The sequence below is a fragment of the Gordonia sp. Z-3 genome (assembly GCF_036233855.1).
GTDB classification, from domain to species: Bacteria; Actinomycetota; Actinomycetes; order Mycobacteriales; family Mycobacteriaceae; genus Gordonia; species Gordonia tangerina.
In genome coordinates this window covers 160167-181536 of sequence record NZ_JAZARS010000005.1, presented here as the reverse complement: position 1 = coordinate 181536, position 21370 = coordinate 160167, and the positions used below count along the sequence as shown (strand labels likewise).

The following is a 21370-nucleotide window of genomic DNA, read 5'->3' as shown; positions in this document are numbered from 1 at the left end:
GTCAGGATTTGTCGAGGTATTTGACCTTGTTAGGGACCAGCACGGCGTCGACGAGGTCGGCGAGCGGCCTGTGATCGGCCAGGGGCAGGTCGGCCCCCACCACGTCGTCGGCGAGTCCGCGGGCGTCGGCGATCACATCGCCGTCCGCCAGCAGCGACAGGAAGTGCAGCGAGGAGACACCACCGGACTGCAGCGACCCGAGAACGTCACCCTCCCTGCGCTGCTCGAGATCCACGCGGGCCAGTTCGAACCCGTCGGTGGAAGCCTCCACCGCCCGCAGTCGCTGCATCGACTGCGAGATGTCCTTGGCCGAGGTCATCAGCAGACACAGGCCGGGGTGCCTGCCACGGCCTACGCGGCCACGCAACTGATGCAGCTGACTGACCCCGAATCGTTCCGCATCGACAACCACCATCATCGTCGCGTTGGGCACGTCCACGCCGACCTCGATGACAGTGGTCGAGACCACCACATCGATCTCACCACGACCGAACGCGTCCATGATCGCGTTCTTCTCCTCGGCGGGCAGGCGTCCGTGCAACATCTCGATCCGGTGGCCACCGAGCGGCCCACCCAACAACTCGGTGTACTGGTCGAGAACCGAGGTGCTCTGCGGTTCCGATTCCTCGTTGCGTCCCTTCGGCTTCTTCTTGCCGTCGGGATCGTCGCCGATTCGCGAACACACCACGTACACCTGGCGGCCCTGGGCGATCTCTTCGGCCGCACGCGTCCACGCGCGGTCCACCCAGGCCGAGTTGCGCATCGGGACCACTGACGTCTTGATGGGCTGGCGGCCTTTGGGTAGTTCGGTGAGCACCGAGGTGTCCAGGTCGCCGAAAACTGTCATCGCGACGGTTCGCGGGATGGGTGTCGCGGTCATCACCAGGAAGTGCGGCATCAGCCGGTCTTTACCTCTGCCGCGCAACGTGTCCCGCTGTTCGACACCGAATCTGTGCTGCTCGTCGACCACCACCATGCCCAGATCGAAGAATGCGACGTTCTCCTCGAGCAGTGCGTGGGTGCCCACCACAATGCCGGCCTCGCCGGTCACCACGTCGAGCAACGTCTGCCGTTTGCCGGCGGTCTTCATCGATCCGGTGAGCAGCGCGATCTTGGTCGCACCTTCGGCCGCGGTCAACTCGCCGGCCTCCGCGAGGTTGCCCAGCATCGACGTCATCGTCCGATAGTGCTGCGCGGCAAGTACTTCCGTTGGAGCAAGGATCGCACACTGATGTCCGTTGTCCACCACCCGGAGCATGGCCAGCAGGGAGATCAGCGTCTTGCCCGAGCCGACCTCGCCCTGCAGCAAACGACTCATCGGGGTGTCGCGCGCCAGGTCCTCGGCGATCTCGGCCACCACGGTCTGCTGGCCGTCGGTCAGGGTGAACGGTAGACGCTCGCGCAGTCGGTCCTCGAGTCCGCCGGCGACGTGCGGGCACGGCGGTCCGTTCTCGGTGCGGCCGGCGATCCGGCGTTGGGCGAGCACAGTCTGGATGGCCAGCGCCTCGTCGAATTTCAATCGCGCCCGCGCCGCCTCGATGTCGTCCTCGGTCTCGGGCAGATGCACTTTGTGTAGCGCCTCGGCCGTGCTGATCAGCCCGCGCGATCTCTGCTGCTGGTCGGTGAGGGCGTCGGCCTGCGCGCCGCTGCGCTCGACCGCGGCCAGTGTGCGCGCAATTGCCGCCCCGATGGTCCAGGTCTGGATGTCCTTGGTGGCCGGGTAGATCGGGATGATGGACCGATCCACCAGTGCTTCGGCAGCGGTGTTGCCCGACTCGTCGAGCGACTCCGCCTCCGCGCCGAGCATCTGCGCCAGCATCGCCGAACCGACCACGCCGTCGACGCCGGCCTCGCCATCGGGCAACACTGCCCACTCCGGGTGGGACAGCTGTATCTGGCCTCGAAAGATCTTCACCTTGCCCGCCATCAGCACCCTGGCCCCCGGCTTGATCCGGTGTTGAATGAAGCGGGCGTTGAAGAAGTTCGCGACGTAGGTGTAATCGTCGTCGGTCACGGTCACCTTCAAGAACTTCCCGGACCGCTTCTTCATGGGGATCATGCTGGCGCCGGTGACGCGGCCGACGATCGTCAGCCAATCGTCTTCCACGGGCATCTCCTGGTTTGAGAGCTGACCCTGTCGCACGTATCTGCGCGGAGCGTAGCGGAGCAGCTCCCCCACCGTGACGATGCCCAGTGTCGAGATCTGCGAGGCGACCTTGGGGCTCACCACCGTCTCGAGACCGTCGGCCATCGCCACCATCACTCGACCCCCACCTGCAGCAGCTGATCGGGTTGGCCGGTCCGGTAGATGGCGAGTTCCACACCCGCGTAGCTGCGGCGCATCTGCTCGGCGAGCGCATCCAGCGCGGCGTCGTCCACCCCGGAACCCGCCATCACAGTGACCATTTCACCACCGGTGGCGAGCATCAGGTCGACCAGCGCGGTCGCCGCCCCGGTCTGGTCGGGCGCGATCACCAGCACATCGGACCCGATCATGCCCAGGACATCCCCGACCTCACACGTACCGGCGAGCGTCATGATCCGGCTGTCGGCCCGCACCAGCGAACCCCAGCGGGTACCTGCGGCAGCTTCTGCCATCGCATAGGTGTCGGGATCGGGCGCCTCGGTGGGATCGTGTACGGCCAGCGCCGACAGGCACTGCACCATCGACGAGGTCGGCAGAAACACCACCGAACGCTGCGCGGACCGCGTGGCCGCCGTGACCGTGACCAGGTCCTGCGAGCTCAGTTTGCCGTTTGCCATCACCACCACGTGTGCGCTGTCGGTTCCGCGAATCGCCTCGGTCAGAGCCTCCGGCGCGAGTCCGGCGTCTGCGCGTAGTACCGCGGCCCCGGCCTCGGTGAACAATTCGTCGGCACCTTCGCCGGTCACCACCGCGACCACCGCTCGCTTGTGCCGGGGCGGCGGTTCGGCTGTGTCGGTCTGGGCACGAATCGCGTCGAGCGCAAAGCAACTGATCCGGACCTCGGCGACGGGTCCGCGGGCCGCACCCTCCTCGACCGCCCGTCCCGGGTCGCTGGTGTGCACGTGGACCGAGAATCGTTCGCCCCCGGTCGAACTGTCCCCGACGATCACCACGGAATCGCCGATCTCGTTGAGGACCTGACGCAACGACCCGACCTGATCGCCGGCGGCACCGTCGAGGAAGTACATCACCTCGAAGTCCATGTCGCTGCCGCCGGTACAGGCGTCGTTGCCCTGATGCCCCGGGACACCACCACCAATCAGGATCCCCCGGTAACGGCGCCGGCGCTGCGCGACACCGGTCAACACCGCGACCATGGCATCGGCCAGTGCGAGGAATCCCCGCCCACCTGCGTCGACGACACCGGCCTCGGCGAGCTCGGGCATTTGCTCCGGCGTGCGCTCGAGCGCATCGGCGCAGTCATCGGCCACCGCCCGGGCCAGGTCGCCCGCCGACTCGGAGACGTGCGCCGCGGCGGTCTCCGCTGCGGTCCGGATCAGCGTGAGGACGGTGCCCTCCCGGGGTTCGCTGACCGCCCGCATCGCCGCCAGCGACCCGAGCCGCAACCCCGCGGCCCACAGCTGGTTGAAAGTCACCTGGGTCTGGTCGGGCATCAGCTCGGCGGCATCGGCCAGACCGATGAGCACCTGCGAGAGGATGATGCCGGAGTTTCCGCGGGCCTGTGCGATCGCCGCGTCGGCCATCGCCCGGGCCACCTGCGGGGTGCTCGCATCCTCGGACAGCGTTGCCAGGCCGTCGGCAGCGGCCTGCATCGTGAACAGCATGTTGCTGCCCGTGTCGGAGTCCGGGATCGGGAAGACGTTCAGGTCGTTGATCTCGCCCCGCAGCGTCTCGAGCCCGTCGACCGCGGTGTGCGCCCAATCCCGCAACAGCTGCGGATTCATCATCCTGATGCGACCACCGTCGAACACCGACTCCATGAAACCCCTTACCGTTGGCAGTGACGATGGCCGTTGGCCGGATGTGTTCGAGGTTACTCGGACGCCCCGACGGCCACGGTGCCACCATCTGCCCGCTCCTGGCGCCGCGATTTGGCCGGGTCGGGTCCTTCCGGCTATTCTTGCAGGGTTGCCTTGCAACTGTGCCCGTCGACGCCCGTCGCCGATCGTGGAACTGCGGGCAGAACACGACCACTTTCATCAACAAAAGGGAGTTCGACGATGGCTGCCGTCTGCGACATCTGCGGCAAGGGACCGGGCTTCGGCAAGTCGGTGTCACACTCGCACCGCCGCACGAACCGCCGGTGGAACCCGAACATTCAGTCGGTGCGCGTCGAGGTCGCGCCGGGGAACCGCAAGCGCAAGAACGTGTGCACCTCCTGCCTGAAGGCCGGCAAGACCGCTCGCGTCTGACGCTCCCGACGGCCTCGGCCGTCGGCGTCGAACCGACATCCACATTGCACCCGACTCCCCGAGCGAACACTAGCTCGGCCCTGGGAGTCGGGTCTTTGTGCGTTGGCACTAGAGTCTGCAGACCATGACCGCTGACCCTGCCACCGCACCCACTGCCGAGCTCGTTACCGAGAGCGACGGCATCCTGACCATCGCGATCTCCTCGGACGCACCGGGCAATCCGCTCAACGACGACGCCCTGTCCGCGGGCGCCGCCGCACTCCGCGAAATCGCGCGCGGAGAGCGCCGGGTCGGGGTGATCCTGCTCAAGGGTCCGGGCGCGAACTTCTGCGCCGGTGGCAACGTCCGCGACTTCGCCTCGGCCGCCCACCGCCCCACCTTCCTGCGTGAGATCGCCGACAATTTCCACGCCTTCGTCAGCGCCCTCCACGAAGCCGATCGGCCGGTCGTCGCCGCGGTCAAGGGCTGGGCCGCCGGCGCCGGGATGAGCATCGTCACCCACGCCGATGTCGCGATCGGCGGGACCTCCACCAAGATGCGACCGGCATACCGCGGTATCGGACTGTCCCCCGACGGCGGGATGACCTGGACGCTACCCCGCATCGTCGGCGCCGCACGCGCCCGTCAGATCATCCTCACCGACCCGGTCATCGACGCGGACAAGGCGCTGAGCTGGGGACTGTTGTCCGACATCGTCGCCGACGACGAGGTCGATTCCACCGCACTCGCCACCGCGGCGAAGATCGCCGCCGGCCCGTGGCAGTCGGACGGGGCCGCCCGCGCCCTGCTCACCCGATCGGCCACCTCGACTCTGGGCGATCAGCTCGCCGCCGAGGCGCAGTCGATCTCCGCATTGTCCGCGGCACCGGAGGGCATCGAGGGTGTCGATGCCTTCGTCGCCAAGCGCAAACCGGACTTCGCGGCCGCCCGCAACGCCTGAAGCCTCAGGCGGCGGGCAACCGCCAGTCGATCGGGTCGGCTCCCAGATCCTCGAGCGCGTCGTTGGCCCTGCTGAACGGGCGGGAACCAAAGAACCCTCTGCTCGCCGACAGTGGTGACGGATGAGCCGACTCGATCACCGGGACATCGGGCAGCCACTGCTTGAGTCCGGCGGCGTCGCGTCCCCAGAGAATCGCCACCAGCGGATCGGCCGCCCGCGCGACCAGTGCCTTGATCGCGCATTCGGTGACCTGTTCCCAGCCCTTCCCACGATGCGAGGCAGGCTCCCCCGGCGACACGGTGAGGACCCTGTTCAGCAGCAGCACACCGGATTTCGCCCAGGGAGTCAGATCCCCGTTGGCCGGCTGGGGGTAACCGAGGTCCGCGCAGTACTCGCGGTAGATGTTGGACAGCGACCGCGGTATCGGCGAGACGTCTGGCGCCACCGAAAAACTCAGTCCCACCGCATGCCCGGGCGTCGGATAGGGGTCCTGCCCGACGATCAGCACCCGCACATCGGCGAACGGATTGGTGAACGCACGCAACACATTCCTGCCGGCGGGCAGATAACCGCGTCCGGCCGTGTTCTCGGCACGCAGGAACTGTCCCATCGCGGTGATGACCGGTTCCACGGGAGCCAGCGCATCGGCCCAGCCCGGGTCGATGAGATCCGACAGCGGCTTCGCCCCGTCTCCCGTGGATTCGGTTGTGGGTGAGGTCATCCGATCCTCCGCAGCGACTCCCGGAAGTACTTGGCGTTCTCGAAGTACATCTCGACGTTGAGGTCCACGTGACCCTCCGGCACCTCGAAGCCCTCTCGGACCTTGGCCGGCACACCGAGGGCCATCGTGCGGTCCGGCACGGTGAACTTGAACGGCACGACCGCACCTGCCCCGACGATCGCGCCGCTGCCGACCGTCGATCCATTGAGCACCACCGAACCCGACGCGATCAGGCAGTGATCGCCGATCGTCGCGCCCTCGATGTGCGCGTTGTGCCCGACGACGCATTCGGCGCCGATGACCGTCGCGTCGATCGGGGTGCAGTGGATGATCGTGCCGTCCTGAATGTTGGTCCGTCGGCCCACGGTGATGGTCCCGGAATCGCCCCGCAGAACCGCGGTCGGCCAGATCGACACCCCGTCGCCGAGGGTCACATCCCCGATGACGACCGCATCGGGGTGGACGTACACATCGTCACCGATGGTGGGTTCACGATCACCGAGCGCATAGATAGCCATGCACCGAATCTAAGGCATGCCGAGCGCAGACAATTGGCACGGGCTCAGGACCCGAACGATTGCCACCCCCGCAGATCCTGCACCGCCCGACCGTCCACCCGCACACCGGTGCCGTCGCGGACCTCGCCGATCGTGGTCCAGCCCGGCGGGACCGTACCGGCTGCGAACGCGCCCAACAGTTCGTGATCCTCTCCACCGGCCACGGTCCACTCGCGCAGATCCACACCCAGACGGCGCGCCGCGGAACGCATGTCGCTGCCCACCGGGATGCGATCGCTCGACACCGCGAGCGCCACACCGGAGGCCGCGGCCATGGTGATCAATTCCTCCACGAGCCCGTCGGAGATATCGGTCATCGCATGCGCACCAGCATGCGCCGCCGCCGGCCCCTGTCCCAGGTCGGGCGCCGGAAGTCGATGAGCGGCGACCAGATCGGCGAACTCGGCGAGCAGTTCATCGTTTCCACGGTCGTGCGCGTCGAGCAACAAGGCGAGCCCGGCCGCGCTCGCACCCACCGCCGTGCCGGTGACCGCGAGCACATCGCCAGGCCGCGCGCCGCCGACCACGATCGGCGTCGCACCGTCCAGAGCACCCACGGTGGTCACGGTCAGCACCACCTCATCGGCACCGACGAGGTCACCGCCCAGCACCCGACCACCGAGTCGGTGGGTGGCGTCGAGGATTCCGTCGTTAAGGTCGAGCACGGTGCCGACGGTGGTGTCGGCGGGGCACGCGATGGACACAACGGTGCCGGTCACGCGCCCGCCCATCGCTGCGATGTCGGCGGCACTCTGGATCACCGCGCGGGCCCCGACGGTGCGTGGATCCGACCAATCGAAGCGGAAATGCCGGCCCGCGACCGCGGTGTCGGTGCTGATGACGGTCGGCCCGGCGGTGTCGATCACCGCCGCATCGTCGCCGGAACCGATCACCACATCGGCTGTGCGGTGGGTGGCATCCAACGCTCTCGAGGACCTGGTCAACTCGACGATCAGACGTCGCTCTCCGACATCGCCGACCGACCTCGACCGATCGACCGGCTCCCCGGCACCTCCGACGGACTCCACAGCTCCTCGATTCGCTTCCAGTCGCGCTTGGACGGGGTTGTCAGCGACAATACTGACACCGGGTCGACAGCCGGACCCCGGTGCAGACGAGAGGATGGGCGTGGTTCAGGCATACATTCTGATCCAGACCGAGGTCGGAAGGGCCGCGCTGGCAGCGGCAACGATCGCGGAGATCTCCGGTGTCGCCACATCCGAAGAGGTCAGCGGCCCCTACGATGTCATCGTCCGTGTGGACGCAGCAGATGCGGCGCACCTGACCGAGAACGTCGTGCCGCAGATCCAGAAGGTGGACGGAATCACCCGCACCCTCACGTGTCCGGTGGTGCAGTCCTCGCACTGATCTCGGGCGACTCCGCGCACTAGTGTGTTCGTCGTGACCGACGAGAACCAGGCCGGCGAGGCCTCCGGCGACGACGCGCAGGCACGCTACGGCAGCGGCCCGAGACTGAGCCCGGCACTGATCGCCACCCTGGTGGCGATTCCGGCGATGGTCATCGTCGGCTTCATCACCTTCGCGGCGTTGCGACCGGATCCGTCCACACCGATCGAGTCCTACGCATCCGATGAGGCGGCCCCTGCCGATTGCGACAAGCTCATCGCCGCACTGCCGCAGACCTTCGACGGCTTCGGCGACAAGCAGGTCACGGGCACGACGGTGACGTGGTCGTCGGACGGTGACACCGACCCCGTCACACTGCGGTGCGGTATCTCACGTCCCGACGAGCTGTCGCCGACGAGCAACCTGCAGGTGATCAACCCGGTTCAGTGGTTCATCACCGACACCGTCGAAGGTGCCGGCCAGGCATACGTGTGCGTGGACCACCGCCCCTATGTGGCGATGTGGATCCCCGAGAACGCCGGCAACGCACCGATCACCGACGTCAGCGCGGTGATCGACCAGACGTTGCCGCGGGCACCATTGGACTTCGGCTGATATCGGTCGGACGGATCGCGGGTGCGCGGCTGATCCCGGATCGACTCAGTCGTAGATCTCCGGCTTGGTCCGGCGGCCGAGCAACGAGCTCACTGCGTCGGCAACCGACAGTCCCGAATGGCAGACCTGGTGCACTGCGTCGGTCAGCGGCATCTCCACATCGAATTTCACCGCCAGTGCCCGCACCGACGAACACGATTTGACGCCTTCGGCGACCTGCCCGTGTGTGGCATCCTGCGCCTCCTGCATCGTCGCGCCCTGACCCAGGTGCGCGCCGAAGGTCCGATTGCGCGACAGCGGTGACGAACAGGTGGCGACCAGATCGCCGACGCCGGCCAGGCCGGCGAGGGTCTCGATCTGAGCGCCGACCGCCACGGCCAAGCGGATGGTCTCGGCCAGACCGCGAGTGATGATGGTCGCCAGCGTGTTCTGCCCGAATCCGACGCCGCTGGCCATTCCGCACGCCAGGGCTATGACGTTTTTCACCGCACCGCCGATCTCGCAGCCGACCACATCGGTGTTGGTGTACGGGCGGAAATACCCGGTGTTGAAGGCCTGCTGCAGGTCCTGCGCTCGGTGTTCATCGCGACACGCGATGACCGTAGCCGCCGGCTGCCCCTCGGCGATCTCGCGGGCGAGATTGGGTCCGGACAACACCGCGACCCGTTCTACCGGCGCACCGGACACCTCGGCGATGACCTCGCTCATCCGCAGCAGGGTGCTGGTCTCCACCCCCTTCGCCAGCGAGACGAAGGTCGCATCGTCAGCGACGTGTGGCATCCACTCGGTGAGATTGGCCCGCAAGGACTGTGACGGCACCGCACACACCACCACGTCGGCGCCGGTGACCGCGTCGACGACCGAACTCGTCGCGCGCAGACCATCCGGCAGGGTGATGCCGGGCAGATAATCGCCATTGGCGTGGTCGTGGGTGATGCGCTCGGCGAGCTCGGGCCGCCGAGCCCAGATCGTCGTCTCCGTCCCGGCGTCCACCAACACCTTCGCGATCGCGGTTCCCCAGGATCCCGCACCCATCACCACCGCACGCACGATCACTCCTTCGCCGACCACACTTCGCACCTCACACTAGTGGTATGTCCACGAGCGCCGGACCGGATCAGACGGGTGCGCGTCACACTCCGCTCGCGCGATCGGCATCATGGATGCCATGGAATCGACATCGCACACCGACGCGGGCGCCCCACGCCCAGGTGATGTCGTGGCCGTCTTGGCGGTCAAACGCCTGGCCGAGGCCAAGTCCCGGTTGGCGGCCAGCCGCGGACCGGCGTCCGACGGATTGCACCGCGACCTCGTGCTGGCGATGCTGCTCGACACCATCGATGCGCTGCGAGGTCCACGCGTCGAGGGCATCGCGGTCATCAGTCCCGACGACGAGGTACTCGCCGCCGCCCGCGCGGCGGGAGCGATCAGTGTGGGCGAGGATCGCGGCGCCCGGCCCATCGACACCGATCGACTCAACCAGGCCTTCGCCGAAGCATCCGCAATCGCGCGCCGCCGCTGGCCGACGGCGCGGACGGTGATGCTTGTGCAAGCGGATCTGCCTGCGGCGACGGCCACCAGCATGCAAGCGGTGATCGCCGCGGCGGACGGATTGCGACAGGCGGTCCTGACCGATCGGGACGGACGCGGCACCACGGTGTTGCTCCGTGATCGCAGCATCACCGAACCGCCACGGTTCGGGCCCGATTCCGCGGCCGCCCACCGCGCCGCCGGAGCGGTCGAACTCGATCCCGGTCACGTCCGCTGGGCGGATCTGCGCACAGACGTCGACACCGCCGCCGATCTCGACGCCGCCCGATCGCTGGGAGTGGGCCGCCACACCGCGGCAATCCTGGGTGAGACGAGGCCGCTGGGCCCCACACCCTCCTCGAATCGCCGCACACCATCGGATTCGGCCACCAAACGTCTCAGCGCCACCCGCGATGCGTCATGATTGAACGGTGAGCCCTGCCGACGACACCGCCACCCAACCGATCACATCGATCCCCGGGGCGCCGCCCGCCGCGACTCTCGTCCCCGAAGAAGCCACGGACCTTCCCGACGACCGGTACCTCAATCGCGAACTGAGCTGGCTGGACTTCAACTCACGTGTCCTGGCGCTGGCCGAGGACACGTCGATGCCATTGCTGGAACGAGCGAAGTTCCTGGCGATCTTCGCCTCCAACCTCGACGAGTTCTTCATGGTGCGCGTAGCCGGGCTGAAGCGACGCGACGAGACCGGGCTGTCGGTGCGCTCGGCGGACGGTTTGTCGCCGCGAGAACAGTTGCGTCGCATCGCCGCGCGCACCCAAACGATCGCCGAACGGCATGCCCGGGTGTTCCTCGATTCGGTGAACCCGGCCCTGTCCGACAACGACATCCACGTCGTCACGTGGGCGCAACTCTCCGACGATCAGAAGACCCGGCTGATCGACTATTTCCACGAAGACGTGTTCCCGGTGCTGACCCCGCTGGCGGTGGACCCCGCGCACCCGTTCCCATATATCAGCGGGCTCTCGCTGAACCTGGCCGTGACGGTCAAGGACGCCAACACCGGTGGCGAACACTTCGCCCGAATCAAGGTTCCCGACAACGTCAGCAGGCTGATCCGGGTAGACACCCTGATGCGCCGCCACGACCCCTCGCAACAGGACGAATCGAAGACGATTCTGCTGCCGCTGGAGACACTGATCGCGGCCAACCTCGGGCATCTGTTCCCGGGCATGGAAATCGTTGAGCATCACGCGTTCCGGATCACCCGGAACGCCGATTTCGAGGTCGAAGAGGACCGCGACGAGGACCTGTTGCAAGCGCTCGAACGCGAACTCGCCCGCCGGCGTTTCGGCTCCCCGGTGCGACTCGAGGTCGCCGACGACATGAGCGAGCACATGCTCGAACTGCTGCTGCGTGAACTCGACGTCAACCCCGATGACGTCATCCAGGTTCCGGGATTGCTGGATCTGTCCTGCCTTTTCGAGGTCAACGGACTCGATCGGCCCCATCTCAAGGACCGCCCGTTCGTTCCCGCGACACATCCGGCGTTCGGCGAACGAGAGACCCCCAAGAGCATTTTCTCCACGCTGCGCGAGGGTGACGTACTCGTGCACCACCCCTACGACTCGTTCTCCACGAGCGTGCAGCGTTTCATCGAACAGGCAGCAGCCGACCCTCATGTCCTCGCGATCAAGCAGACGCTCTACCGGACCTCGGGCGACTCCCCGATCATCAACGCACTCATCGATGCCGCGGAGGCAGGCAAACAGGTGGTCGCGCTGGTGGAGATCAAGGCGCGATTCGACGAGCAGGCGAACATCAAGTGGGCCAGGCAACTCGAGCAGGCCGGCGTACACGTGGTGTACGGCCTCGTGGGTCTGAAGACACACTGCAAGACGTGTCTGGTGGTGCGCCGCGAGGGCTCGTCGATCCGACGCTACTGCCACATCGGGACCGGCAACTACAACCCCAAGACCGCACGGCTCTACGAGGACGTGGGTCTGTTCACCGCCGCACCCGACATCGGCGCCGACCTCACCGACCTGTTCAACACCCTCACCGGGTACTCGCGGAAGAAGGAGTACCGCAATATCCTGGTGGCGCCGCACGGAATCCGTTCGGGCATCATCGAACGTATCAACGGTGAGATCGACCGCTTCCTCCAGGGCGATACCCGGGCCCGCGTGCAGCTCAAGGCGAATGCCCTCGTCGACGAACAGGTGATCGACGCCCTGTATCGCGCATCCCAGAACGGTGTCCCCGTCGAAGTCGTGGTCCGCGGCATCTGCGCCTTGCGGCCGGGCATGCCCGGGGTCAGCGAGAACATCGTGGTCCGCTCGATTCTCGGCCAATTCCTCGAGCACTCCCGCGTACTCCACTTCGGTGCGCAGGACGAGTATTGGATCGGTAGCGCCGATATGATGCACCGCAACCTCGACCGTCGGGTGGAGGTGATGGTGCAGGTCCGCGATCACCGCCTGACCACCGAGCTCGGGGACGTCTTCGCCTCCGCCCTGGATCCGCGGACACGGTGTTGGGAACTGCGATCCGACGGCAGCTGGGTGGCATCACCGGCCGCCGGCGAAGAGGTCCGCGACCACCAGCGCCAGATGATCCGACGCAACCGCCGACGACCCGACCACCATTCGTGAACCTGCCGGCAACCTCGAGAACCTAGGATTCTCTTCGATGTCCAAGACAACGAAGACGGTGTGGGCCGCGGGTGCCGTGCTGTGGCGCCCGACCCGCGACGGCGTGGAGATCTGCCTCGTCCACCGACCGCGCTATGACGACTGGACCCTTCCCAAGGGCAAGATCGACGACGGGGAGACACTGATCTCCACCGCGGTCCGCGAGATCCGCGAGGAGACCGGACAGTTGAGCCGGCTGGGTCGTCATCTGATGGATGTCGGCTACCAGATCCCCAGCGGGTACAAACGCGTGCGCTATTGGTCCGCCCGCGCGCTGGGCGGTGACTTCACCGCGAATCACGAGGTCGATGACCTGCGCTGGCTCGACCCGGCCGCCGCGGCCGGGCTGCTCAGCTACGGGCTGGACCGGAAGGTACTCAAGGAGTTCGAACGCCTCCCGGCCGACGTGCACACCCTGCTGCTGGTGCGTCACGCGCGCGCCGGCCGTCGTTCGCGGTACAAGGGCGACGACCGATTGCGCCCGCTGGACAAATTCGGTCGAGCCCAGGCACGTGACCTGTCGACGTTGCTGGACGCCTTCGGCGCCGAACGTCTGCACTCGGCCGACCGCGTGCGCTGCGAGCAGACCTTGGCTCCTGCGGCCGAGAAGTTGGGTGTGGCGATCGTGCCGGAGACCGCGCTGTCCGAGGAGGCCTACCGCGCCAACTCCGACGCCGCTCATCGCCGCATACGGGAGATCGCGACCGACACATCGGCGATCCACGCGGTGTGCAGCCAGGGGAAGGTGATTCCGCCGCTGATGCAGTGGTGGGCCCACGAGGATGACCTGACCTTGCCCGTCAAGCGCAACAGAAAAGGCAGTGTGTGGGTGCTGTCGACGTCGAATGGCCGACTGCTCGCCGCCGACCACATCGACAGTCCGCTACCGCACACCGACCGCCAGGGCTGATCCACACGCACTGATCGGTCACACGCTTCGGCCCCCGACGAGGGAAGGACGTCGAGGGCCGAGGCGAGCAGATGAAAGTACCGGCGCCTCAGCGGCGGCCGGTGGTCTTCTTGGCTGCGGTCTTCTTGGCTGCGGTCTTCTTGGCCGGAGCCTTCTTGGCCGCGGTCTTCTTCGCCGGAGCCTTCTTGGCCGCGGTCTTCTTGGCCGGAGCCTTCTTGGCCGCAGTCTTCTTCGCCGGCGCCGCCTTCTTGGCCGGTGCTGCCTTCTTGGCTGCGGTCTTCTTGGCCGGAGCCTTCTTGGCCGCGGTCTTCTTCGCCGCGGTCTTCTTGGCTGCGGTCTTCTTCGCCGGCGCCGCCGTTGCACTGCCCCGCTTCACCGCGGGACCGCTGGCGGACAGCTTCTGCTTGCCCGCCACGACCGCCTTGAACTGCGCTCCCGGACGGAACGCGGGAACCGAAGTGGCACGCACCTTCACGGTCTCGCCGGTGCGCGGGTTACGCGCCACACGAGGAGCGCGCTTGCGCTTCTCGAAGACACCGAACCCGGTGATCGTCACGCTCTCGCCCTTGTTCACGGCACGCACGATCGTGTCCACCACGAGCTCGACAGCGGCCGTCGCAGTCTTGCGATCCGCATCGAGCTTCTTCGTCAGCTCATCAATGAGCTCTGCTTTGTTCATTGAAACCTCCGCAAGCTGTTCTGACCCATCGGTAGGCCAGCTAACCCCACACGGTAAACGTCGAATTCGAAAACGTCCATCTTCCACGCCAATTAACCAGGCATGTTGCGAAATCGAAAGCAGCGATCAGATTCCGGGGACAGGCCAGAACAACCCGTAGACGAGGTTCTCGGTCAGCTGTGCAGCGTCACCGGCTTGAACGACGGCCGCTGTTTTTCGAACTCAGAAATCGCCTCTACCTGGCGTAACGTCAATCCGATGTCGTCGAGACCCTCCATCAGACGCCACCTGGTGTAGTCATCAATTGCCAACGGCACCACGAGGTCTCCGGCGGTCACGGTCCGATCGGCAAGACTGACCGTCAGTTCCAGCCCCGGCTGCTCCTCGAGGCGCTTCCAGATGAGTTCGACGTCGGATTGCTCGACCTCGGCGGCCACCAGTCCCGCTTTTCCGGCGTTGCCGCGGAAGATGTCGGCGAAGCGCGACGAGATGACCACTCGAAAGCCGAAGTCCGACAGCGCCCAGACCGCGTGTTCCCGCGACGACCCGGTACCGAAGTCCGGGCCGGCGACCAGTACCGACCCCTGGCTCCACAGTTCGTTGTTCAGAATGAAATCCGGGTCGGCGCGCCACCCGGCGAACAACCCGTCCTCAAAGCCGGTGCGGGTCACTCGCTTCAGATAGACCGCCGGAATGATCTGGTCGGTGTCGACATTGCTGCGGCGCAGCGGCACGCCGATCCCGGTGTGGGTGATGAATGGTTCCATGATGTGTTCCGATCCTATGCGTGTGGTGACGAGGGACGAGGGTCAGCCGAGATCCGCGGGGGCCGACAGCGTTCCCCGGATGGCGGTGGCGGCCGCGACCGCCGGCGAGACCAGGTGGGTGCGGCCACCCTTGCCCTGCCGCCCTTCGAAGTTCCGGTTCGACGTCGACGCGCACCGCTCACCTGGAGCGAGCTGGTCGGGGTTCATGCCCAGACACATCGAGCATCCCGCCTGACGCCACTCGGCGCCGGCTGCGACGAAGATCTCACCGAGCCCTTCATCTTCGGCCTGCGCACGCACCCGCATCGAGCCTGGCACGATCAGCATGCGCATCCCGTCGGCGATGCTGCGCCCCTTCAGGATGTCGGCCACCGCCCGCAGGTCTTCGATCCGCCCGTTGGTACACGATCCGACGAACACGGTGTCCACCTTCACATCGCGAAGCGGCGTTCCGGGCTCCAGGTCCATGTATTCCAACGCTCGTCGGGCCGCGACGGCGTCATTCTCGTCGACGATCTCGGCGGGGTCGGGCACCCGAGCCCCGAGTGGCGCACCCTGGCCCGGGTTGGTTCCCCACGTGACGAACGGCGTCAGCGCAGAGGCATCGATGTGAACCTCGGCGTCGAACTCGGCATCGGGATCGGTTCGCAGACTGTCCCAGTAGGTCACCGCGGCGTCCCAGTCCGCTCCCGTCGGAGCATGGGGGCGCCCCTTGAGGAAGTCGTAGGTCACCTGATCCGGCGCGATCATCCCGGCCCGGGCGCCCGCCTCGATCGACATGTTGCAGATGGTCATCCGGGCTTCCATCGACAACTTCTCGATGGCCGCTCCGCGGTATTCGAGGATGTACCCCTGGCCGCCGCCGGTCCCGATCTTGGCGATCACCGCAAGAATGAGGTCCTTGCTGGTGACACCCGCCGGCAGCTCGCCGTCGACGGTGATCGCCATCGTCTTGAACGGGCGCAAGGACAATGTCTGCGTGGCCAACACGTGTTCGACCTCGGAGGTTCCGATGCCCATGGCGATCGATCCGAACGCACCATGTGTGGAGGTGTGACTGTCACCGCACACCACCGTCATCCCAGGCTGGGTCAACCCGAGCTGCGGGCCCACCACGTGCACGATGCCCTGCTCGGCATCGCCCATGGGATGCAGGCGAATCCCGAACTCCTCGCAATTGCGCCGCAGAGTCTCGACCTGAGTGCGTGACACCTCGTCGGCGATCGGCTTGAAGATGTCGACCGTCGGAACGTTGTGATCCTCGGTGGCGATGGTCAGATCCGGTCGGCGCACGGGACGCTCGGCGAGCCGGAGGCCGTCGAAAGCCTGCGGGCTGGTCACCTCGTGCACGAGATGGAGGTCGATGTAGATCAGGTCGGGATTACGATTCCCGGCACCATCGGTGTCGCCGCGTGCGACGACGTGGTCGTCCCACACTTTTTCGGCAAGAGTACGCGGCGCGTTGGGGCTGGAGCTCATGGCACTACTCGCATCTGTCGGGGGTGCATCTCATTATCTGGGACGCTAGTATCGTCCTATGGGAAAGGATAGCGCATCGCCGACGACGAGCGGAATCGGCGTGCTCGACAAATCTGTGGTGGTACTCCACGCGATCGCCGAGGCTCCGTGCAATCTGACCGAGTTGTGCGACCGCACCGGATTGCCGCGGGCGACGGCGCACCGACTCGCAGTCGGGTTGGAAACCCATCGCCTCCTGGCGCGCAACTCCTCGGGCCGCTGGTATCCCGGTCCCGCGCTGGCGGAACTGGCCGCCGCCTCCTCGCACGACCCGGTCCGCGAGGCGGCCCTGATGGTACTGCCGCGACTGCGGGAGATCACCGGCGAATCTGTTCAGGTCTACCGTCGCGAGGGCGCCGAACGAGTGTGTATCGCTGCCATGGAACCGCCGACCGGGCTACGCGACACCGTCCCGGTGGGTACCCGATTCCCGATGAGCGCCGGATCGGCCGCCAAGGTCCTGCTCGCCTGGACCGACTCGAGCACCCAACGCGCTCTGGTGCATGACAGCGTCTTCAGCGAGCGGGCACTGCACGAGATACGACGCCGCGGCTGGGCGCAGAGCGCCGGTGAACGTGCGGCCGGGGTGGCCAGTGTGTCCGCGCCGGTCCGCGACGCCACCGGAGACGTGGTCGCGGCCATCTCGGTTTCCGGGCCGATCGACCGCATGGGGCGACGCCCCGGAGCACGCTGGGCAGCCGATCTGCTCGCCGCCGCCGACGCGATCCACAAACGGCTGCAACCGACCCGCACCTGACCCGCCGGCACCCGCGGTCGGTTAGCGTCACTGCATGGGAGTCAATCAACGCAGCCAGATCGTCATGTCCGACGCCGAGATCGAGACCTTCGTCGCCAACAGCCGCACCGCGACGCTGGCGACCACGGGTCCCGATGGCGGCATCCATCTCGTGGCCATGTGGTACGGCGTGGTCAACGGCGAGATCTGGTTCGAGACGAAGGCCAAATCGCAGAAGGCGGTCAACCTGCGCCGCAACAGTCGCTGCACCGTGATGATCGAAGACGGGGACACCTACGACACCCTGCGCGGGGTGTCCTTCGAGGGGAGCGCCGAGATCCTCGACGACCCGGACTCGTGCCTGCGCGTCGGCATCAGCGTCTGGGAGCGATACACCGGGCCGTACACCGACGAGATGCGGCCCTTCGTCGACCAGATGATGCACAAGCGGGTGGCCGTGCGCCTGATCCCGGTAAAGGTGCGATCGTGGGATCACCGCAAGCTCGGCCTCGACCCGATGCCCGTCGCGGGCAGCACCGCCCCATCGGCCGACGACTGACGCCCCGCACACCGAAGAAGGCGCCTCCTCCGAAATCGGAGGAGGCGCCTTCCTGTGTAGCCCCGACGGGATTCGAACCCGCGCTACCGCCTTGAGAGGGCGGCGTCCTAGGCCGCTAGACGACGGGGCCATGGACACGCTATTCAGTTGGAACCATCAGGATATTGCCTCGGTCAGAGATCGTATCCCAACAGCTCGCTGGGGTACCAGGACTCGAACCTAGAATGGCTGAACCAGAATCAGCTGTGTTGCCAATTACACCATACCCCAAGGTTTTCCCTTCTCCGATTCGGCGTCCCGGCCGGAAAAGAACCGAGGAGAAGACTACCAAAGGTATCCCCCTAGACCACAAATCGGCAGGTCAAACCCCTATTCTGCGATCATCTCGCGGGCCGCGCCCAGCCGCGCGAGGCTCTTGTCACGACCGAGCAGCTCCATCGACTCGTACAGCGGGGGGCTCACCTGCGACCCCGTGACAGCCACCCGCACCGGCCCGAACGCCTTACGGGGTTTGAGCCCCAACTCATCGACGAGGGCCGTTTTGAGCGCCTCCTCGATCGCCGGCGCCGTCCAACCGTCCACCGCACCCAGCGCCGCCGACGCGGCATCGAGCACCGGTCCCGCATCGCCTCCGAGGTTCTTGGCCGCCGATTTCTCGTCGATCACGAAATCGGCGTCGGAGAGATAGAGGAACGACATCAGCGGCCATGCGTCGCCGAGCACCTGGATGCGGGTCTGCACGAGTTCGGCCAGGGCGGCGAAGGCGCTGTCGTCGACCGACTCGGCGAGCTTGCCGGTCTCGACGAGATAGCGCCGCAGGCGAGCGGTGAAGTCGGCCGGGTCCAGCCGCCGGATGTGTTCGGCGTTGATCGCGTCGGCCTTCTTCTGGTCGAACCGGGCCGGATTCGAGTTCACCTGGCGCACATCGAAAGCCGCGACCATCTCGTCGAGGGTGAAAATGTCGTTGTCACCGGAGAAGCCCCACCCGAGCAATGCCAGATAGTTCAGCAGACCCTCCGGGATGAATCCACGATCCCGATGGTGGAACAGATTCGACTCCGGGTCGCGTTTGGAGAGCTTTTTGTTGCCCTCCCCCATCACGAACGGGAGGTGCCCGAATTCCGGCACCCGGTCGGCGATCCCCACCCTGATGAGCGCGTCGTACAGGGCGATCTGCCGTGGGGTCGAGGAGAAGAGATCCTCCCCACGCAGCACATGGGTGATCTTCATCATCGCGTCGTCGACGGGATTCACCAACGTGTACAGCGGGTCACCACTCGCACGGGTCAACGCGAAGTCCGGGACCGTGCCCGCCTTGATCGTGGTGGTACCCCGAACGAGATCGTCCCAGGTAATGTCACGGTCCGGCATACGCAGTCGCACAACAGCTTTGCGTCCTTCTGCACGAAAATCCGCACGCTGCTGATCAGTCAGCTCACGATCGAAGTTGTCGTAGCCGAGCTTGGGGTCCCGTCCCGCGGCGCGGTGCCGGGCCTCGACCTCCTCCGGAGTGGAGAATGCCTCATAGGCCTCCCCAGCCTCGAGCAGCCGAGCCACCACGTCGAGATGGAGGCCACGTCGCTCCGACTGCCGATAGGGCGCATAGGGGCCTCCCACCTCGGGCCCCTCGTCCCAGTCGAGGCCCAGCCAGCGCAACGCATCGAGAATCGCGTCGTAGGACTCCTGGGTGTCGCGCGCCGCGTCGGTGTCCTCGATCCGGAATACGAAGGTGCCCTTGTCGTGGCGCGCCTGCGCGAAGTTGAACAGCGCCGTCCGGGCGAGCCCCACGTGGGGGGTACCGGTCGGAGACGGACAGAAGCGAACGCGCACATCGGAACCACTCATGGTGGTCAGCGTATCGAACGGCTCAGCGATGGGTTCCGAGGAACTCGATCAGCAGCCGGTTCACCTCGGCGGGCTGTTCGAGGTATCCGAAATGGCCAGCCTTCGCGATCTCCTCATAGCGCGCCCCGGGGATCGCGTCGGCGACCTCGCGGGCCAGTTTCGGCGGGAGCGTGCGATCGTCGGCGAAACCGATCACCAAGGCGGGACGCGCGATGGCCCGGTACGCGGCAAGCCGATCCGACTCGCGATCGTGCAACCCCAGCTGCGCCCGGACACCGGCGGTGACCGTCTGCGGCGAGAATCCGATCACATCGAGCCAGTCCTTGGCCGACCGGTCGTCGTCGAGTGTGTGCGGGGAGAGGTTGAGATGCGCGGTGATCGCCGCCGCATACTCCGGCGGCAACGTGATCTTGTTGTCGTAGAGCGCCCGCTCCCCCGCCGAGATCGCCTGCTGGAGCGGAGTGTTGCGACCGTAGGTGGCGATCATCACCGCGGCCTTCACGATGTCGGGTCGCACCAGGGCCAACTCCTGGGTGATGCGCGCACCGAGCGAGGTTCCGACCACCAGCGCCGGACCGGCCGCGAGATGCTCGATCAACGCGGCGGTGTCGGCGACCATGTCGTCGGCGGTGAAGCCCTCGACGCACTCCGAGGACGGCGAGATGCCACGGTTGTCGAAGGTGACCACCCGATACCCGGCCTTGACCAGCGCAGGCTGCTGGTGGGCCTGCCAGACCCGGCCCGGGCTGCCGGTTCCCATCACCATCACCACCAGCGGCCCACTACCGACATCCTCGTAGGCGAGCTCGATCCCGTTGACGCGCGCGATGTTCGGCCCCTTCACGGTTTGTCCACCACCGGGTTGGACAGCGTGCCGATCCCCTCCACGGTGACCGCCACGCGCTGGCCCGCAACCATCGGGCCGACGCCCTCGGGGGTGCCGGTCAGGATCACATCACCTGGTAGCAGGGTCATGATCCGCGAGATCCACTCGATGACCTCACCGACGCCGTGGAGCATCAGCGAGGTCCGCGAGCGTTGTTTGACCTCCCCGTCGAGTTCGGTGGTCACCTCGACATCGTTCGGGTCGAACTGGGTCTCGATCCAGGGACCGAGCGGACAGAAGCTGTCATAACCCTTGCCACGGGTCCACTGGCCGTCGGCCTGCTGCTGATCACGGGCGGTGACGTCGTTGGCGACGGTATAGCCCAGGATCACCTCCGCGGCCTTGGCCGCTGCGACGTCCTTGCAGGGCTGCCCGATGACGAGCGCCAGTTCCCCCTCGTAGTCGACCCGCTCGGAGTTCGGCGGACGCACGATCGGAACCTCCGGACCGATGATCGAGGTGTTCGGCTTGATGAAGATCACCGGATCGGCCGGTTGCTCACCCCCCATCTCGGTGACATGTGCGGCGTAGTTCTTACCGATGCAGATCACCTTGGAGGCCAGGATCGGCGCGAGCAGACGGACGTCGGCCAGCGCCCACGATCGTCCGGTGAACGACGGTGTGCCGAACGGATGCTCCGCGATCTCACGCGCCCGAGGGCCGTCCTCGGCGTCCTCGATGGCGACAAAGGCGACCCCGTCCGGGCTGGCTACTCGACCTAAACGCATGGCACGACACTATCGCACC

21 protein-coding genes and 2 tRNA genes are annotated in these 21370 nt (G+C 66.5%); 9 read left to right on the top strand and 14 right to left on the bottom strand.

Annotated features, from left to right (window positions below; translation table 11 throughout):
* Position 1: 1 nt before the first annotated feature.
* Together recG and VX037_RS07615 are read right to left on the bottom strand one after the other, a co-directional pair.
* Complete coding sequence (recG, locus tag VX037_RS07620) at positions 2-2260, bottom strand: ATP-dependent DNA helicase RecG (protein WP_287016792.1); 2259 nt, start codon at positions 2258-2260, stop codon at positions 2-4.
* Complete coding sequence (locus VX037_RS07615; protein WP_235722627.1) at positions 2260-3927, bottom strand: DAK2 domain-containing protein; 1668 nt, start codon at positions 3925-3927, stop codon at positions 2260-2262. The genes recG and VX037_RS07615 overlap by 1 nt, the downstream gene beginning before the upstream one ends.
* 240 nt (positions 3928-4167) lie before the next feature.
* Here VX037_RS07615 and rpmB point away from each other — a divergent pair, with 240 nt between their 5' ends.
* Together rpmB and VX037_RS07605 are read left to right on the top strand one after the other, a co-directional pair.
* On the top strand, positions 4168-4359 hold the full coding sequence (gene rpmB / locus VX037_RS07610) for a 50S ribosomal protein L28 (protein ID WP_124706538.1): 192 nt from the start codon (positions 4168-4170) through the stop codon (positions 4357-4359).
* Positions 4360-4483: 124 nt separating this feature from the next.
* Complete coding sequence (locus VX037_RS07605; RefSeq protein WP_235722625.1) at positions 4484-5299, top strand: enoyl-CoA hydratase/isomerase family protein; 816 nt, start codon at positions 4484-4486, stop codon at positions 5297-5299.
* Between the two features lie 4 nt (positions 5300-5303).
* Here VX037_RS07605 and VX037_RS07600 read toward each other — a convergent pair whose 3' ends face one another.
* From VX037_RS07600 to thiL, 3 genes are read right to left on the bottom strand one after another with little or no spacing between them, the layout of a single operon-like run.
* Positions 5304-6020, bottom strand: coding sequence for a uracil-DNA glycosylase (locus tag VX037_RS07600; RefSeq protein WP_235722624.1), 717 nt, complete (start codon positions 6018-6020; stop codon positions 5304-5306).
* Positions 6017-6538 (bottom strand): gamma carbonic anhydrase family protein, encoded by a 522-nt coding sequence (locus VX037_RS07595; protein ID WP_235722622.1) that lies wholly within the window; start codon positions 6536-6538, stop codon positions 6017-6019. Before VX037_RS07595 ends, VX037_RS07600 begins: the two co-directional genes overlap by 4 nt.
* Before the next feature lie 44 nt (positions 6539-6582).
* Positions 6583-7605, bottom strand: a complete 1023-nt coding sequence (thiL, locus tag VX037_RS07590; RefSeq protein WP_328713787.1) for a thiamine-phosphate kinase — start codon at positions 7603-7605, stop codon at positions 6583-6585.
* A 94-nt stretch (positions 7606-7699) separates the two neighbouring features.
* Between thiL and VX037_RS07585 the strand changes: the two genes are divergently transcribed.
* Positions 7700-7945, top strand: a complete 246-nt coding sequence (locus VX037_RS07585; RefSeq protein WP_235722618.1) for an Lrp/AsnC ligand binding domain-containing protein — start codon at positions 7700-7702, stop codon at positions 7943-7945.
* Positions 7946-7978: 33 nt separating this feature from the next.
* On the top strand, positions 7979-8539 hold the full coding sequence (locus VX037_RS07580; protein ID WP_266061683.1) for a DUF3515 domain-containing protein: 561 nt from the start codon (positions 7979-7981) through the stop codon (positions 8537-8539).
* 45 nt (positions 8540-8584) lie between these two features.
* Here the strand turns inward: VX037_RS07580 and VX037_RS07575 are convergent, their stop codons facing one another.
* The gene (locus tag VX037_RS07575) at positions 8585-9589 is read right to left on the bottom strand and encodes an NAD(P)H-dependent glycerol-3-phosphate dehydrogenase (protein ID WP_266061817.1); all 1005 of its coding nucleotides are present in this window, start codon (positions 9587-9589) and stop codon (positions 8585-8587) included.
* A 118-nt stretch (positions 9590-9707) separates the two neighbouring features.
* Between VX037_RS07575 and cofC the strand changes: the two genes are divergently transcribed.
* Genes cofC through VX037_RS07560 form a run of 3 tightly spaced genes read left to right on the top strand, consistent with a single transcriptional unit; the run spans position 9708 to position 13633 of the window.
* Positions 9708-10493 (top strand): 2-phospho-L-lactate guanylyltransferase, encoded by a 786-nt coding sequence (gene cofC / locus VX037_RS07570; RefSeq protein WP_328713785.1) that lies wholly within the window; start codon positions 9708-9710, stop codon positions 10491-10493.
* Between the two features lie 7 nt (positions 10494-10500).
* Positions 10501-12684, top strand: coding sequence for an RNA degradosome polyphosphate kinase (locus tag VX037_RS07565; protein ID WP_328713783.1), 2184 nt, complete (start codon positions 10501-10503; stop codon positions 12682-12684).
* A 37-nt stretch (positions 12685-12721) separates the two neighbouring features.
* On the top strand, positions 12722-13633 hold the full coding sequence (locus VX037_RS07560; RefSeq protein WP_328713781.1) for an NUDIX hydrolase: 912 nt from the start codon (positions 12722-12724) through the stop codon (positions 13631-13633).
* An 88-nt stretch (positions 13634-13721) separates the two neighbouring features.
* Here the strand turns inward: VX037_RS07560 and VX037_RS07555 are convergent, their stop codons facing one another.
* From VX037_RS07555 to leuC, 3 genes are all read right to left on the bottom strand, one after another.
* Positions 13722-14312: an HU family DNA-binding protein gene (locus tag VX037_RS07555; RefSeq protein ID WP_328713780.1), complete on the bottom strand. Its 591-nt coding sequence runs from the start codon at positions 14310-14312 to the stop codon at positions 13722-13724.
* A gap of 173 nt (positions 14313-14485) precedes the next feature.
* Complete coding sequence (gene leuD / locus VX037_RS07550) at positions 14486-15079, bottom strand: 3-isopropylmalate dehydratase small subunit (RefSeq protein ID WP_328713779.1); 594 nt, start codon at positions 15077-15079, stop codon at positions 14486-14488.
* A 42-nt stretch (positions 15080-15121) separates the two neighbouring features.
* Positions 15122-16558, bottom strand: a complete 1437-nt coding sequence (gene leuC / locus VX037_RS07545) for a 3-isopropylmalate dehydratase large subunit (protein WP_287016745.1) — start codon at positions 16556-16558, stop codon at positions 15122-15124.
* A gap of 58 nt (positions 16559-16616) precedes the next feature.
* Between leuC and VX037_RS07540 the strand changes: the two genes are divergently transcribed.
* Positions 16617-17354, top strand: a complete 738-nt coding sequence (locus tag VX037_RS07540; protein WP_235722605.1) for an IclR family transcriptional regulator — start codon at positions 16617-16619, stop codon at positions 17352-17354.
* Positions 17355-17388: 34 nt separating this feature from the next.
* A complete protein-coding gene (locus tag VX037_RS07535) occupies positions 17389-17892 on the top strand; it encodes a PPOX class F420-dependent oxidoreductase (RefSeq protein ID WP_328713778.1) in 504 nt (167 codons plus the stop codon).
* A 57-nt stretch (positions 17893-17949) separates the two neighbouring features.
* Here the strand turns inward: VX037_RS07535 and VX037_RS07530 are convergent.
* The 5 genes from VX037_RS07530 to VX037_RS07510 all read right to left on the bottom strand — a co-directional run bounded on the left by VX037_RS07530 (position 17950) and on the right by VX037_RS07510 (position 21351).
* Positions 17950-18022, bottom strand: a tRNA-Glu gene (locus VX037_RS07530).
* 68 nt (positions 18023-18090) lie between these two features.
* Positions 18091-18162, bottom strand: a tRNA-Gln gene (locus tag VX037_RS07525).
* Between the two features lie 99 nt (positions 18163-18261).
* Complete coding sequence (gene gltX, locus VX037_RS07520) at positions 18262-19737, bottom strand: glutamate--tRNA ligase (protein ID WP_328713776.1); 1476 nt, start codon at positions 19735-19737, stop codon at positions 18262-18264.
* Positions 19738-19759: 22 nt separating this feature from the next.
* On the bottom strand, positions 19760-20581 hold the full coding sequence (locus tag VX037_RS07515; RefSeq protein ID WP_328713774.1) for an alpha/beta fold hydrolase: 822 nt from the start codon (positions 20579-20581) through the stop codon (positions 19760-19762).
* The gene (locus VX037_RS07510) at positions 20578-21351 is read right to left on the bottom strand and encodes a fumarylacetoacetate hydrolase family protein (protein ID WP_328713772.1); all 774 of its coding nucleotides are present in this window, start codon (positions 21349-21351) and stop codon (positions 20578-20580) included. Before VX037_RS07510 ends, VX037_RS07515 begins: the two co-directional genes overlap by 4 nt.
* Between the last annotated feature and the right edge of the window lie 19 nt (positions 21352-21370).

Coding starts and splice junctions, on each gene's coding strand:
- rpmB (WP_124706538.1), top strand. CDS start 4,168: ATGGCTGCCGTCTGCGACATCTGCGGCAAGGGACCGGGCTTCGGCAAG.
- VX037_RS07510 (WP_328713772.1), bottom strand. CDS start 21,351: ATGCGTTTAGGTCGAGTAGCCAGCCCGGACGGGGTCGCCTTTGTCGCC.
- VX037_RS07540 (WP_235722605.1), top strand. CDS start 16,617: ATGGGAAAGGATAGCGCATCGCCGACGACGAGCGGAATCGGCGTGCTC.
- VX037_RS07555 (WP_328713780.1), bottom strand. CDS start 14,312: ATGAACAAAGCAGAGCTCATTGATGAGCTGACGAAGAAGCTCGATGCG.
- leuC (WP_287016745.1), bottom strand. CDS start 16,558: ATGAGCTCCAGCCCCAACGCGCCGCGTACTCTTGCCGAAAAAGTGTGG.
- recG (WP_287016792.1), bottom strand. CDS start 2,260: ATGGTGGCGATGGCCGACGGTCTCGAGACGGTGGTGAGCCCCAAGGTC.
- leuD (WP_328713779.1), bottom strand. CDS start 15,079: ATGGAACCATTCATCACCCACACCGGGATCGGCGTGCCGCTGCGCCGC.
- VX037_RS07560 (WP_328713781.1), top strand. CDS start 12,722: ATGTCCAAGACAACGAAGACGGTGTGGGCCGCGGGTGCCGTGCTGTGG.
- VX037_RS07600 (WP_235722624.1), bottom strand. CDS start 6,020: ATGACCTCACCCACAACCGAATCCACGGGAGACGGGGCGAAGCCGCTG.
- gltX (WP_328713776.1), bottom strand. CDS start 19,737: ATGAGTGGTTCCGATGTGCGCGTTCGCTTCTGTCCGTCTCCGACCGGT.
- VX037_RS07535 (WP_328713778.1), top strand. CDS start 17,389: ATGGGAGTCAATCAACGCAGCCAGATCGTCATGTCCGACGCCGAGATC.
- VX037_RS07605 (WP_235722625.1), top strand. CDS start 4,484: ATGACCGCTGACCCTGCCACCGCACCCACTGCCGAGCTCGTTACCGAG.
- VX037_RS07615 (WP_235722627.1), bottom strand. CDS start 3,927: ATGGAGTCGGTGTTCGACGGTGGTCGCATCAGGATGATGAATCCGCAG.
- cofC (WP_328713785.1), top strand. CDS start 9,708: ATGGAATCGACATCGCACACCGACGCGGGCGCCCCACGCCCAGGTGAT.
- VX037_RS07585 (WP_235722618.1), top strand. CDS start 7,700: ATGGGCGTGGTTCAGGCATACATTCTGATCCAGACCGAGGTCGGAAGG.
- VX037_RS07595 (WP_235722622.1), bottom strand. CDS start 6,538: ATGGCTATCTATGCGCTCGGTGATCGTGAACCCACCATCGGTGACGAT.